The sequence below is a fragment of the Desulforhopalus singaporensis genome (assembly GCF_900104445.1).
GTDB lineage: Bacteria > Desulfobacterota > Desulfobulbia > Desulfobulbales > Desulfocapsaceae > Desulforhopalus_A > Desulforhopalus_A singaporensis.
In genome coordinates this window covers 41,651-55,932 of record NZ_FNJI01000012.1, presented here as the reverse complement: position 1 = coordinate 55,932, position 14,282 = coordinate 41,651, and the positions used below count along the sequence as shown (strand labels likewise).

Here is a 14,282-nt window from a genome sequence, read left to right as displayed (position 1 = left end):
AATCCTTAATAAATTAGGGTAAGGTGGTCAGCGTGTCAAGATACAAAAAGAAAAACGCTTTGCTCGCCGGACAATATTAGGTGCTAGCTCGGATGAGTTGTTGATTATTCTGTTGCTCTTGTTTTTTGCTAACGTTATAACCTGCTGTTGTTTTATAAAAAAAAGCAATGGGATAATAAAGTAATATGTGCACGGCAATAAATTTTTTCTGATAGACAGGTGTCGACAAGAGTGCTATGTATTGTTCGGAGTTGGCGAAACAGTTGTAATATTTTCCTAAGACTGAAAAGAATTAATAAAGAGCAATGAGCGTGAAAAAAATTGAAAAAACATACGAAGAAATAAATGCAAAGATAAAGGCGGGAGAGGCAGTTGTAGTAACCGCCGAAGAAATGGTGGATATCGTTCAGAAGGACGGTCCCGAAGGAGCAGCCCGGAAGGTGGACGTGGTCACCACCGGTACCTTTGCGCCCATGTGTTCTTCCGGTATGTTTTTCAATTTCGGCCAGATGGTACCTACCATCAAGGCGTCGAAAATATGGTTCAATAAAGTTCCTGCATACGGAGGACTGGCCGCGGTGGACTCATATATCGGCGCAACCGAACCGGCGGAAGACGACCCCCTGAACAAGATCTATCCGGGAGCCTTCAGCTATGGCGGTGGCCATGTGATAGAAGATCTGTTGAAAGGGAAGAAACTTCTTCTTGAGGCAAAGGCATACGGTACGGACTGTTATGCCGCCAAGAAGATGAAAAAAGAGATCGGTCTCGAAGACCTGCCCTACGCCCTGCTGTGCAACCCCCGAAACGGGTACCAGAATTACAACTGCGCGATCAACCTGTCCGATAAGCCGGTCAACACCTATATGGGGATGCTGAAACCGAACGGCAGAAACGCTAATTACTGCAGCGCAGGCGAGCTCAGTCCGCTGCTCAACGATCCGTTCTATAAGACCATAGGGGTTGGGACCCGAATATTTTTAGGGGGCGGATACGGGTATGTCACCTGGCAAGGCAGTCAGCACAACCCCTATGCTCCAAGAGGGGAAAATGGCGTGCCGGTCAAGCCGGCGGGAACCATCATGGTCCATGGCGACCTTAAGCAGATGTCGGCCAAGTGGCTCAGAGGAGTGGCCATTCGCGGGTATGGATGTTCGCTCGCCGTCGGCCTTGGCATACCGATTCCGGTGCTAAACAGCGAGATGGCGCGCTATACCGGAGTTTCAGATGCCGATCTGTACACCCAGGTCGTCGATTACGGATATGATTACACCAACGGTATTGCCAGAAGTTACGGTCAGGTCAGCTACAAGGACTTGAAGTCCGGAGAGATAGTGGTCAACGGCCAGCAGGTTAAAACCGCTTCGCTGTCATCTGTCGTGAAGGCAAGAGAGATTGCGGAAATCTTAAAAAATAACATCAAATCAGGAAAGTTTCTGCTCAACAGGCCTGCAGAAACGCTTCCCGACGGTATCAATGACAGGATGTGATGCATCCTGAAAACGTGCAGGCTGTGTATGGGTCTGCATGGCTTTGTGGCTTCACCGACCGGTGAGGATAGCTGGCCGGAGATCAGAAAATACCGGCTGGCGATACGGGAAGCAAGTAAAAAGTGTTGTGTTATCCGGGATGGATTAAATATTTGCTTGATTCTCATTTCCGATTCAATTAAGGTGGCAAATAAGGTTGCAACAGCCTGAATATAAAGGGTTGTGGCACCTTGGTCCATTAAAGAGAAAATTCCCACATTTTTTTCATTTGTTGATAAAGTGCATAAAACCCATTAGGTGGGCGAAGGGACGCCGTTGTCCAGAAAAACGAACAAAGCAGATAAAGCAGGGAGGAATTCATGAACAAAAAGGAACTCATTGAAAGCATCGCAGGTGCCGCAGACATCAGCAAAGCTGCAGCAGAAAAAGCTCTTAACGGAACTCTTGCTGCAATTGCTGAAAGTCTGAACAAGGGTGACAAAGTCACGCTTGTTGGTTTTGGCACCTTTTCGGTTTCCAAGCGCGATGCTCGACAGGGGAGGAACCCCCAGACCGGAAAGACAATAGAGATTCCTGCTAAGCAGGTTGTGAAGTTCAAAGCCGGATCAAAACTCTCCGAGGCTGTCAATTAATCCCTGCTGATCCCGAAGCAATGAAGCAGTTGTTGGCCGATTAACAGAACTGCGAGCAGGAGATCGGACAAGGCCCGGCAAACCGGAGAGATGGCACTGATATGGCGAATTGCCCGGCACATTGATAGATTGAGTCTTTAAAAGGCCGTTCCTTGAAAGGAACGGCCTTTTCAGTTTTAAACACTTGTTGACACGATATTGCAGAGAAGTATTCTATGGGGATAAAGAGCATATAATCTGCACAGGAATAACCAGAGAGAACGAAGATGGAAACCTTTGAAGCCTTGCTGGAAGAGTCGACACGGGTCCACGGACATATTTGTGCCGGACAGGTAATTGGAGTAAGAATGAGCATGCTGGCGTTGCGGTTGCTGGGGTTGAATGATCCCAAGGGCAAAGATCGGAAAAAGCTGTACACTATTGTGGAGATCGATCGGTGTGCAACGGATGCCATCCAGTCCGTTACCGGCTGCACTCTTGGCAAAAGATCGATGAAACATGTCGACCATGGCGTTATGGCGGCGACTTTTGTTAACCTTGAAACCCAGCAAGCGGTCAGGGTTACCGCTCTTGAAGAGTCAAGGACGCTCTCAAAAAAATATTGCGGATCAATTACTGACAAATATGCCCGACAACTTGAAGCGTATAAGATCATGCCGGAAGAGGAGTTGTTTAAAGTCGAGAACGTAAGGGTGAATGTGCCCGAGGAGAATCTTCCCGGAAGACCTTTGTCAAGGGTTGTTTGTGCAAAATGCGGCGACTGGATACAGGACAGAAGAGAAGTTGAGAGAGAAGGGGCCGTCCTCTGCAGGGGATGTGCCGGTGACAAGTATTACACTGTCATCGACGAAAGAGACGGTCGGTGAGAAGATACTGCGACTATGCTGCAGGGCCGGTGAGCCTTGCAGCAGGGTACTGTTTATTTAATATTACTGGTGGTTGGTGATGAACGTTACTTTACTGGATTACGGAGCGGGCAATGTTCGCAGCGTGCGCAATGCGATACGAAAACTCGGCTATTCGGTATCCGATGTGACCGGGCCCGAAGATATAATAAATGCACAACGACTGATATTTCCCGGAGTCGGAAGTTTTGGCCTGGTGATGAACAGGTTGAGCCAAAAAGGCTATATTGCACCGCTTCAACAGCGAATTCTTGAAAACAAACCGTTTCTCGGAATATGCGTGGCGCTGCAGTCCCTTTATGAAGGCAGCGAAGAGTCTCCCGGTGTCCATGGCCTGGGGATTCTCAAGGGCCAGGTAAAGCGTTTTCCCGCAGGTGTCCACGCAGTTCCGCAGATAGGGTGGAACGGTATTAAGCTGCAGCAGCCATCCGCTTTGTTTAACGACTATAACGATGAAAAACTCTATTTTGTCCACTCCTACTATGCGGCTGACGAGAGCAGAAACGCGCAGTGGTGCCTTGCCAAAACCGATTACGGAATCGAGTTTGTTTCGGCCGTGGCCAAAGGAAACGTCACCGCCTTCCAGTTCCATCCGGAAAAAAGCGGTAAGGCAGGTCTCAAAATTCTTGAAAATTATCTCGCAGGTACCGAGCAACAAATAGATATAAATACAAAAAACGGACAATTCTCTGACAAAAGGACGAAAATAGCCAAAAGGATAATTGCCTGTCTTGACGTTCGCAGCAACGACAGTGGAGACCTGGTCGTTACCAAAGGTGACCAGTATGACGTCAGGGACAAGGGAGAGGTGCGAAATCTCGGCAAGCCGGTGGAGCTTGCCAAACGCTACTACGAAGAAGGTGCTGATGAGATAACATTTTTAAATATCACGGGCTTCAGGGATTTTCCCATGAAGGATCAACCGATGCTTGAAGTGCTTGAGCGCACCTCTGAAAACGTCTTCGTGCCTCTTACCATCGGCGGCGGCATTCGGGAATTTACCGATTCGGAAGGAGCGAGCTACACCTCGCTGGATGTAGCCTCGGCCTATTTCAGGGCGGGCGCCGATAAAGTCTCGATCGGCAGCGACGCGGTCGATACGGTTGAACGGTTTCTGGCGACGAAAACCAAAACCGGTGCCAGCTCCATAGAACAGATCTCCTCGGTTTACGGCGCCCAGGCTGTTGTTATCTCGGTGGATCCGCGACGCGTCTACGTTTCTTCGCCGGAGCTGACTTCTCACCATACAATTAAAACCAGTTTTCCAGGACCGGAGGGTCAACAGTATTGCTGGTACCAGTGTACCGTCAAGGGGGGGCGTGAGGGCCGCGACGTCGATGTTGTCCAGCTGGTTCAAGCGTGCGAAGAGCTTGGGGCCGGGGAAATTCTGCTTAACTGTATTGACAGGGACGGAACCAACAGCGGGTTTGATATCGAACTGGTGCGCATGGTAAAGGATGCGGTTGCAATCCCGGTAATTGCTTCAAGTGGTGCCGGAAAAGCGGATCATTTCGTCGAGGTTTTTGAAAAAACCCCTGCGGATGCAGCCCTTGCCGCGGGAATCTTTCACCGCCATGAAGTGCAGATTGAAGATGTCAAGGATCTGGTTGCCGGTGCCGGAATTGAGGTGAGGTGATTACCGGTCTTTAACAGCAGGTAATGCAGACAGGGATTATGAGCAGGTCAAGGCCGCGAATCAAAATTTATTTCATCAGTGTTCTGGTGTTTGCGGTTTTACTTTCAGGCGGACTTACCGTCATCGCCAAGTGGACCTACTGGAAGGGGGTAGACGATATTCTCGAGCGGGGAAACGTTCGTCTTGACCTCTATGTGAATTATCTTAAGGGGACACTGGAGAAGTATGAAAGTCTGCCTGAACTGCTTGCAATCGATGACAAGCTTCTCCACGCCCTGCTCAACCCCCACGAAAAAACACGCATCGCAACGCTCAACAAGTACCTTGAGACGATCAACAAGGTGAGCGATACCCTGGACACCTACCTGCTGAACAAGGACGGGCTGACCATCGCGGCAAGCAACTGGAACGAGCCCCGTCCTTTTATCGGCCGGAATTTCAGTTACCGGCCCTACTTCAAAGAGGCCATGAAGGGGCATCTAGGGCGTTATTTTGCGCTGGGGACGACTTCAGCCAAAAGAGGCTACTATTTTGCCTACCCGGTCTATAAAAACAAAGAAATTGCCGGGGCGGTGGTTATAAAAATAGGGGTCGACCTGGTAGAACGGAAATGGGCCCAGGAAGAGGAGAGTTATCTGGTCACCGATCCTGACGGGGTCATTTTTATCACCACCAATACCAGCTGGCGGTACAAGACGCTGCACCCGCTTGCCGACCAGGTGCTTGAACGGATCAGGGAAACAAAGAGATACCCCCACGAACAATTTGCCCCTTTAAGCGACAAGATTTTAACAGTTTCCCCTGATTACCAGGTGCTGGAGATTGCCAAAGAGTCCGGCGGCGGGGCGCGGCGTTTTATTAAACAGAGTCAGTATATGCCCCAGGCGGGATGGCATGTGCATATCCTGACCGAAACCAAGGGGCTCAAAAGAAAGGTCCTGGCGGTCAGCGTTATTGCCGGATCAGGATTTATGGTTCTCTATATCATTGCCATGTTGCTCTATCAGCGGCAATACCGACTGGAGGAGCTCAATCGGATTGAGCAGAAAGCCAGAGAGGCGCTCAGGGACGCAAATGAACAGCTGGAAACCCGAGTGCACGACCGGACCAAAAAACTTACAGAGGCAAATATCCTCCTGAAAAAAGAGATTCTTGACCGGAAAAAGGCGGAAATAAAACTCAAGAGAACAAGAAGAGAGCTCGTTCACGCCGCCAAGCTTGCGGTGCTCGGACAGATGTCAGCAGGCATAAACCACGAATTGAACCAGCCGCTGGCTGCCATCCGCAGCTACGCCGACAACGCCAAGAAATTTCTTGAAAAAGACCGATTGGAGGAGGTCTGCTATAACCTTGATCAGATAGCTGAACTTACCGAACGTATGGCCCAGATCGGGGTGCAGTTAAAGCTTTTCTCCAGAAAGTCCGGTGACCGGATTGTCGTCGTTACCCTCCAGAGTGTTGTCGACGGCGCGCTGGAAATTCTCAATCCGGCAATCAAGAAGGCGAAAGTGGATATGACTATCTCCATTGTGCCGCAAAATGTAAAGGTCAAGGGGAATCATGTGCTGTTGCAGCAGGTGCTGGTCAACCTTGTGACCAATGCGATTCAGGCCCTGGAGGAACAGGAACAAAAACGTATAACCATTGATTGCCGCGTAACTGACGACAGGGTCCGTATTTCTGTTCAGGACAACGGTCCCGGGGTTTTGCCAAAGGAACTTAAAAACATATTCGAACCGTTTTTCACCACCAAGAAATCGGGACAGGGATTGGGGTTGGGACTGACGATCAGCAGCAGAATAGTCAAGAGTTTCGGCGGAACCCTTGAGTATATCGAACAGCCGGACGGAGCCAGGTTTGAATTCTCTCTTGAACAGGTTGTGTAGGAGGGGCAATGAGCAGGGGAAAGGTTCTTTTTATCGATGATGAAAAACATATAAGACAGGCCAACCGGCAGACTCTTGAGCTTGCCGATCTTGAAGTTGTCTGTGAAGACTCGGCGGAAAAAGGCATCAAACTGCTCGATCGCGACTGGCCCGGGATCGTCGTCTGTGATATCAGGCTTCCCAATATGGATGGCATGCAGTTCCTGCTGGAATTAAAGAAAATTGACCAGGATCTCCCGGTTATTCTTATAACCGGGCATGGAGATGTTTCGACGGCGGTCAAGGCCATGCGTGACGGGGCATATGATTTTATTGAAAAACCCTATTCCGCTGAGAGATTGATAAAAACGGTCCGGCGGGGGCTTGAAAAGAGAAACCTTACCCTTGAAAACAGGAATCTTCGTCGGGAACTGGAACTGCACAGCGCGCCTGGACCGAGGATTATCGGCAAGACCGCAGTAATGGAAAAGCTGCGTTCGATGATCGCCCAGATTGCAGACACCGGGGCGGACGTACTGGTTCTTGGCGAGACCGGCACAGGAAAAGAGCTTGTCGCAAGAGCCCTTCATGAGAACAGTTCGAGAAGGGTAAAGAATTTCGTTGCTATTAATTGCGGGGCGGTGGCGGAGTCGATCATGGAAAGCGAACTGTTCGGCCATCAGGCCGGTGCCTTCACCGACGCCAGGGAGGACAGGGTAGGAAAATTCGAGCATGCCAACGGCGGGACTCTGCTGCTTGATGAAATTGAATCAATGCCGATGAGGGTGCAGATCAATCTGCTCCGTGTGCTCCAGGAACGCGCCATTGAAAGACTCGGGTCGAATAAACTGATTCCTGTCGACCTCAGGGTTGTCGCGGCTTCCAAGATTGATCTGCTCGACGCAGCAAAAAAAGGGACTTTTCGTGAAGATCTCTATTACCGACTGAACGTGGTATGTCTGCAGATTCCACCGCTCAGGGAGCGCAGGGAAGATATTCCGCTGCTGTTTCATCACTTTCTGCTGGTCGCCGGTCACCGCTACCAGCTTGAGGTTCCGACCCCCACAAGCGACCAGATCAATTCGCTGCTCTCTTACTCCTGGCCCGGAAATGTCCGGGAACTGCGTAATTTCACCGAGAGGTATGTCCTGCTCGGCAAACAGTTCGACTGGTCCCTTGAGAAGATGCTGTCCGGAACGGAAAGCCAGCAGCGCCGCTCGCTGTCCCAGCAGGTGGAACAGTTTGAAGCGAGTCTGATTGAACATGCCCTGGCTGCAACCAGCGGCAGTCTTAAAGAGGTCATGGCGGTTCTCGATCTGCCGCGAAAAACCCTCTATGACAAAATGAAAAAATACAATCTCAAAAAAAGCGACTACAAATAATATTGAATGTTTTGTTCAGTCATTTGTTTAAAATGGGTGGATTCCCACCACTTTTCCTGGCTGTCCTGCAGTAAATATCCGTGTATTTCATTGAAATAGTAAGTAAATCTTTGAAAATCATTTTTTAATGCCCCAGCGGGTGGATTTCCGCCACTTTTGTTGCACCTTTTCGGATGATATTTTGAAAAACTGTAGTATATCAGAATTTTACAGTAACCAATTGGTGTTGGCCCGTTTTTTGCTAGGTTGATATCGATCCCGGGAAATCCCGGTTTTTCAGGCAACGTGAGCCGCCGCACCGAAGAAATCGATGCAGTTTCGGCAATTATCAATCACAAAGGAGGAAGACACAATGTTAAGGAAGATTACTACACTTGTTGCAACAGCTGCACTTTCTGCGTTTTTGGTGACAGGAACCGCATTTGCGTCTCCTGTTGTCATTAAGTTTTCCCATGTCGTCGCAGAAAATACACCTAAAGGGCAGATGGCCAACAAGTTCAAGGAACTGGTTGCCGAGCGGCTGGCTGGCAAGGTTGAGGTTGAAGTTTTTCCCAATTCACAGCTTTTTGGTGACAACAAGGTACTTGAAGCGATGCTGTTAGGCGACGTCCAGATGGGGGCTCCGGCATTATCAAAGTTTGCCAGGTACACCAACAAGCTGCAGATCTTCGACCTGCCTTTTCTGTTTAAGGACATGGCCGCCGTGGAAAAATTTCAGCAAAGCGCCAAGGGGCAGGAACTCCTCGATTCACTGCAGAAAAGAGGGTTGGTCGGTCTCGGATACCTGCATAACGGCCTGAAGCAACTGTCGTCGAGTAAGCCGCTGAAAGTACCTGCAGATGCCGACGGTCTCAAGTTCAGGATCATGTCGTCCGACGTGCTTGCCGCCCAATTCAAGGCGGTAAACGCCACCCCTCTCAAAAAGCCGTTCTCTGAGGTGTTTACACTGCTGCAAACCAAGGCGATCGACGGGCAGGAGAACACCTGGTCAAATATCTATTCCAAGAAATTTTTTGAAGTTCAGCCATATATCACCGAATCCAACCACGGTCTTCTCGACTACATGGTGGTAACCTCCAAGGAGTTCTGGCTGTCCGTTCCCGAAGCGGACCGGGCGGTGGTCAAGAAGTGTCTTGATGAGGCGATCGCATTCGGCAATGCAATTGCCGCCAAGAAATCGATGGATGATCGCCAGAAAATAATTGACTCCAACCGCTCTGAAATCATAACCTTAACTGATGCTGAAAGGAATCAGTGGGTTGAGGTCATGAAACCGGTCTGGGAAGAATTTGAAAAGGAAATCGGCAAGGACATGATCGACGCTGCTTATAAGTCCAATATGTAAAAAATCAGATGTCGGCGGGGTGTTGCCGGGTGCGACACCCCGTACAGTCCTTTTTCGTTTGCAAGAGGTCAAATATGTTTATGCGCATAGTGAATCGTGCTGAAGAGGCAATCATCTGCATCCTCCTGGTTCTGACCACTCTTCTTGTTTTTGTAGATGTCGTAATGCGTTTTGGTTTTAACACCGGCTTCATGTGGTCCCAGGAGCTTACCCTGCATATGTCCGCATGGTTCGTGCTGTTTGGTGCATCATACGGGTTAAAGGTAGGTTCTCACATTGGCATGGATGCGTTCGTCAAACTGTTCTCACGGGGTGGCAGGAGACTCTTAACGGGTATTGCCAGTATTCTAGCCATCGTCTATTGCTCACTGATCCTCTACGGAAGCTGGATTTATCTCAAGAAAATGAAGATGATCGGCATCACCCTCGAAGATCTGCCGATCCCTACATGGCTGGCGCACGGGTTGCTGCTGGTCGGTTTTATTTTTCTGACCGTTCGTCTTCTCATCATACTGTGGTCGATAATAACCGACAAAGCCGACGGGTTCAAACATGCTGATGAAGCAAAAGAGAGCATGGAGCTTGCCGAAGAAATCACAAAAGGGGAGGAGAGTTCATGACCACTGCCGCACTTTTTATACTTCTCTTTGGCTGTATGATGCTCGGCATGCCAATTGCGCTTGCCCTGGGATTGTCAAGCATTGGAACCATCCTGCTGTTCTCCAATGACTCCCTTGCTTCCATTGCGTTAAAATTGTTCGAAGCATTGTCGGAACACTACACGCTTCTCGCCATCCCCTTTTTCATACTTTCCTCGACGTTTCTGTCAACGGGTGGCGTGGCCAAGCGTATCATCAGGTTCGCCCTGAGTCTTGTCGGCCATATCCGCGGGGGAATGGCCATGGCTTCTGTTGTGGCATGTATGATATTTGCCGCCGTATCCGGGTCTTCTCCGGCAACCGTTGCCGCAATCGGCTCTATTGTAATTGTCGGTATGGTCAAAGCCGGCTATCCGGAAGAACTTGCCGCCGGGGTTATCGGCAATGCAGGAACATTGGGCATTCTCATCCCTCCTTCCATCGTCATGCTGGTGTACGCCGCAGCGACAGAGGTGTCTGCCGCCAGGATGTTCATGGCTGGTTTTATTCCCGGCTTGATGATGGGGTTGATGCTGATGGTGGTGATCTACGTCGTCGCCCGGATCAAAAATATCCCCAATCAGCCCTGGTCAGGGTTTAATGAAGTAATATCTGCGGGAATCAGTGCCACCGGTGGTTTGATGCTCATCATAATAGTGCTGGGATCGATCTACGGCGGTATAGCAAGCCCAACCGAAGCAGCTGCAGTTTCCGCGGTATACGCATTTTTCGTGGCCATTTACGGGTATCGTGATATGGGGCCGCTGAAGAACGTGCCCTGGAGAAAGAAAGGGGAGAGTGTTTCGGTGATGATCCTGCGAAACCTCAAGGAATGTATCATCACCCTCCCCAAAATTGCTTTTGACAAGGAAATAAACAAAGTCGTGCTTGATGCTTCCAAGGTAAGCATCATGCTGCTTTTCATTATCGCCAACGCGATGCTGTTCGCCCACGTGCTTACAACCGAGAGAATTCCGCATCATATAGCGGAAATGATAGTCAACTGGGGGCTTTCCCCGTGGATGTTTCTTGTTGTCGTCAACCTGCTCCTGCTTGCGGCTGGAAACTTCATGGAGCCTTCGGCCATCCTTTTGATAATGGCGCCGATCCTGTTCCCGATCGCTGTAAAACTTGGTATCGATCCGATCCATCTGGGAATCATCATGGTGGTTAATATGGAAATAGGCATGTTGACGCCTCCGGTAGGTCTTAATCTCTTTGTTATATCCGGGGTGACCGGTCACTCCATCGGCTGGGCGATAAAGTCGTGTGTCCCCTGGCTGCTGGTACTGCTTACGTTTCTTATCATCATTACCTATGTACCGCAGGTATCGCTTTTCCTGCCGGAATTTCTCGACTCTCTGCAGGGATATAATTAAGGAGCAACCCCTGAACAGGTGTTTGCGAAAAAGCCCTTGGTGCCTCCGAAATTACTGGCACCAAGGGCTTTTTCTTTCTATTTTTTAAGTTATGGTAATATTCTGCGACTCCGGATGAGCCGCTGGTGCATACTATAAAATATTGCCTGACATTCTACGGGAGCTGCAAAATGGACAAAAGACCTGATATAAAAACTATCCTCTATACCTCAGATTTAGGTGGACATACCTATCCTGTCTTTCACCACGCCATCGCTTCGGCAAAACAAAACGATGCCAAGATAATAATGCTCCATGTCGTTGAACCGATAACCGATGCGGTAAAGGCAGTTATCGACACCTATTACCCGAAGGAGCGTACCGAAAGAACACAGAAGGAAACGATGCGCGAGATTCTCGAAACGATGAAAAAGAGGTTGAAAAAGTTTTACCGCGATCAGTCGTACGAAAAGGAATATTCAGAACTGGTAAAAGAGGTTATTGTCGTTGCGGGTAAGCCAAGCGAAGAGATTCTTCGTGTCGCTGAAGAAGAGGGGGCGGACATGATCGTCATGGGAAAATCCACCAGGAAGGTACGGGGGATCCGGATAATGGGGTCGACCGCGCGTCGGGTCAGCAGAATGTCGCCAATACCGGTTCTTATTGTGCCGAATTTTTAACAACTATTACCGACTAAAAGGAGATTTTCATCGTGGGTGAGTCCTATATCGTACACCTGGCGGAACCAAGGGGGTTCTGTGCCGGGGTTGAGCGTGCCATAGACACTGTTAAAAAGAGTCTGGAAAAATATCGGGAACCGATCTTTGTCCTTCATGAGATCGTCCACAATAAACACGTGATCGACGAACTCCGGGACAGGGGTGCGATCTTTGTCGAGCATCTTACCCAGATACCCAGGGGTGAAATTTGCATATTCAGTGCCCACGGGGTGTCGGCTGATGTCGAGAGTTATGCAGAACAGCTGGGTCTTTACACCATAGATGCCACCTGTCCGCTGGTCACCAGCGTCCATCGCATGGTTGAGAAGTATCACCGGGATGATTACGATATCCTCATTATCGGCCATCACAACCACCCCGAAGTCCTCGGTACCGCCGGAAGGGTGAAAGACAAAGTCCAGGTCGTGGCCACCAGGGAGGAGGCGGAGTTGGTGGAACCGGTCGATCCTTCAAAGGTCGGTTACGTGACCCAGACGACTCTGACCCAGGTTGATATTGCCGAAATCGTGGCCGTTTTACAAAAACGGTTTCCGAAAATCAAAGGTCCTTCGTCCAATATATGCTTTGCCACCCAGAACCGGCAGGATGCGGTGACGGTGCTTGCTGAAAAATCAGAAGTCGTTTTCGTGGTCGGATCAAAAAACAGCTCCAACTCCAACCGGTTAAAAGAGGTGGCCGAACGCTGCAACGTCGCCGCCCATTTAATAGATGATTATCGCGATATCGATCGGTCGTGGCTCGAAAATGTGCGCCATATAGGTATTACTGCCGGTGCCTCGGCACCTGAGAGGCTGGTTGCCGGGGTGCTCGATTGGCTGCGCAGTTTCAGCCGTATCGAGGTGAGGACTGACCGCGGGGTAAAGGAAAACATTCACTTTCCTGCGCAGATACTGCCGGAAATAGAGCGGTAGAATATGTGGTGGCAGCAACAGTTTGTGCGTTTGGATAATCCCGGCAATTTACCGCAGCTCGTAATCGCCATGGGTAAATTACCGGGGTTGAGTATGCAGACTATTGTCAGGCCAGGGAAGCCTTGATGCGTTCCATGGCCTGTTTTACTTTGTCATGGCTGTTGAACGCGGAGATGCGGATGTAACCGTTACCGCATTTTCCGAAGCCTGCACCAGGGGTACAGACTACCCCGGCCTTGTTGAGCAGCATATCGAAAAATTCCCAGGAGTCGGTCTTCCCGTCAACCCAGATGTAGGGGGAATTGGTACCGCCGACGTAGGAGTAGCCGAGTTCGTCCATGGTCTTGCAGACTGCCCTGGCGTTGACCATGTAATAGTCTATCAGCGCTTTGCTTTCCGCTTTCCCCTGCTCGGTATATACGGCTGCCGCCGCCCGCTGCACCGGATAGGACACCCCGTTGAACTTGGTGCAGTGCCTGCGGTTCCAGAGCGCGTGGAGGAGATGTTTGTTGCCTTTGGAGTCATAAGCTGCGCACTCTTTGGGAACCACCGTATATGCACAGCGGGTTCCGGTAAAGCCGGCACTTTTTGAAAAACTCCTGAATTCGATGGCGACCTCTTTGGCCCCTTCAATTTCAAAAATTGATTTCGGCAGTGAATCGTCGCTGATAAACGCTTCATAGGCAGCATCGAACAGGATGAGAGCTTTATTGTCTCTTGCGTAGTCGACCCAGGTTTTCAGCTCCTGCTTGGAAATTGTCGAGCCGGTGGGGTTGTTGGGAAAACAGAGATATATTAGGTCGACAGGCTCCTCGGGCAGTGCGGGGACGAAATTGTTTTCCCTGGTCGAGTCGAGATAGACCAGCCCCTGGTATCTGCCGTCAGCGAATATGCCGGTGCGTCCGGCCATGACGTTGGTGTCGAGGTAGACCGGATATACCGGGTCAGGTATGGCTATCTTGATGTCCTGGGAAAAAATTTCCTGGATATTTCCCGAATCACACTTGGCACCATCGCTGACAAAGACTTCGTCGGCACTGATATCCGCGCCGCGGCTTTTGAAATCATTGACGGCGATAGCCTCGCGCAGAAATTCATAACCCTGCTCGGGACCGTACCCTTTAAAAGTCGCATCGTTTGCCATCTCGTCGACCGCCTCATGAAAGGCTTTTATCGACGCCGGCATGAGTCCTTTGGTTACGTCTCCGATCCCCAGCTTGATAACGTCCCTGTCCGGGTTGTTTTTTTCAAATGCGGCGACCCGCTTGGCAATATCGGAAAACAGGTAGGAAGCCTGGAGCTTTAGATAATTTTCATTTATTGTAATCATTTATACGTTTCTCTGTTGTCTTGTGTTGGAAAAGAGTTATGATGTTTTAT

13 protein-coding genes are annotated in these 14,282 nt (G+C 49.9%); 11 read left to right on the top strand and 2 right to left on the bottom strand.

Annotated features, from left to right (window positions below; all coding sequences use genetic code 11):
• Positions 1-305 precede the first annotated feature (305 nt).
• The 6 genes from BLQ17_RS09955 to BLQ17_RS09925 all read left to right on the top strand — a co-directional run bounded on the left by BLQ17_RS09955 (position 306) and on the right by BLQ17_RS09925 (position 7,910).
• Positions 306-1,490: a homocysteine biosynthesis protein gene (locus BLQ17_RS09955; protein ID WP_092222385.1), complete on the top strand. Its 1,185-nt coding sequence runs from the start codon at positions 306-308 to the stop codon at positions 1,488-1,490.
• Between the two features lie 359 nt (positions 1,491-1,849).
• The gene (locus BLQ17_RS09945) at positions 1,850-2,122 is read left to right on the top strand and encodes an HU family DNA-binding protein (RefSeq protein ID WP_092222381.1); all 273 of its coding nucleotides are present in this window, start codon (positions 1,850-1,852) and stop codon (positions 2,120-2,122) included.
• Between the two features lie 266 nt (positions 2,123-2,388).
• Entirely contained in the window at positions 2,389-2,988 is a 600-nt protein-coding gene (locus tag BLQ17_RS09940; RefSeq protein ID WP_092222379.1) for an FmdE family protein, read from the top strand.
• 79 nt (positions 2,989-3,067) lie between these two features.
• Complete coding sequence (gene hisF, locus BLQ17_RS09935; RefSeq protein ID WP_092222377.1) at positions 3,068-4,663, top strand: imidazole glycerol phosphate synthase subunit HisF; 1,596 nt, start codon at positions 3,068-3,070, stop codon at positions 4,661-4,663.
• A 38-nt stretch (positions 4,664-4,701) separates the two neighbouring features.
• Positions 4,702-6,549: a sensor histidine kinase gene (locus tag BLQ17_RS09930; RefSeq protein ID WP_176761168.1), complete on the top strand. Its 1,848-nt coding sequence runs from the start codon at positions 4,702-4,704 to the stop codon at positions 6,547-6,549.
• An 8-nt stretch (positions 6,550-6,557) separates the two neighbouring features.
• Positions 6,558-7,910, top strand: coding sequence for a sigma-54-dependent transcriptional regulator (locus BLQ17_RS09925; RefSeq protein WP_092222373.1), 1,353 nt, complete (start codon positions 6,558-6,560; stop codon positions 7,908-7,910).
• On the opposite strand, the gene BLQ17_RS09920 is transcribed toward BLQ17_RS09925, so the two are convergent.
• Positions 7,901-8,194 (bottom strand): hypothetical protein, encoded by a 294-nt coding sequence (locus BLQ17_RS09920; protein WP_092222372.1) that lies wholly within the window; start codon positions 8,192-8,194, stop codon positions 7,901-7,903. The two genes, BLQ17_RS09925 and BLQ17_RS09920, sit on opposite strands and share 10 nt — an antisense overlap.
• A 68-nt stretch (positions 8,195-8,262) precedes the next feature.
• Between BLQ17_RS09920 and BLQ17_RS09915 the strand changes: the two genes are divergently transcribed.
• The 5 genes from BLQ17_RS09915 to ispH all read left to right on the top strand — a co-directional run bounded on the left by BLQ17_RS09915 (position 8,263) and on the right by ispH (position 12,902).
• Positions 8,263-9,255, top strand: coding sequence for a TRAP transporter substrate-binding protein (locus tag BLQ17_RS09915; RefSeq protein ID WP_092222370.1), 993 nt, complete (start codon positions 8,263-8,265; stop codon positions 9,253-9,255).
• 74 nt (positions 9,256-9,329) lie between these two features.
• Positions 9,330-9,875, top strand: coding sequence for a TRAP transporter small permease (locus BLQ17_RS09910; RefSeq protein WP_092222368.1), 546 nt, complete (start codon positions 9,330-9,332; stop codon positions 9,873-9,875).
• On the top strand, positions 9,872-11,272 hold the full coding sequence (locus tag BLQ17_RS09905; protein ID WP_092222366.1) for a TRAP transporter large permease: 1,401 nt from the start codon (positions 9,872-9,874) through the stop codon (positions 11,270-11,272). Before BLQ17_RS09910 ends, BLQ17_RS09905 begins: the two co-directional genes overlap by 4 nt.
• Positions 11,273-11,442: 170 nt before the next feature.
• Entirely contained in the window at positions 11,443-11,931 is a 489-nt protein-coding gene (locus BLQ17_RS09900; RefSeq protein ID WP_092222364.1) for a universal stress protein, read from the top strand.
• Between the two features lie 32 nt (positions 11,932-11,963).
• A complete protein-coding gene (ispH, locus tag BLQ17_RS09895) occupies positions 11,964-12,902 on the top strand; it encodes a 4-hydroxy-3-methylbut-2-enyl diphosphate reductase (protein WP_092222362.1) in 939 nt (312 codons plus the stop codon).
• Positions 12,903-13,008: 106 nt separating this feature from the next.
• Here the strand turns inward: ispH and BLQ17_RS09890 are convergent, their stop codons facing one another.
• Positions 13,009-14,232 carry an LL-diaminopimelate aminotransferase gene (locus tag BLQ17_RS09890; protein WP_092222360.1) on the bottom strand — a complete coding sequence of 408 codons (1,224 nt, stop codon included), beginning with the start codon at positions 14,230-14,232 and terminating at the stop codon, positions 13,009-13,011.
• Between the last annotated feature and the right edge of the window lie 50 nt (positions 14,233-14,282).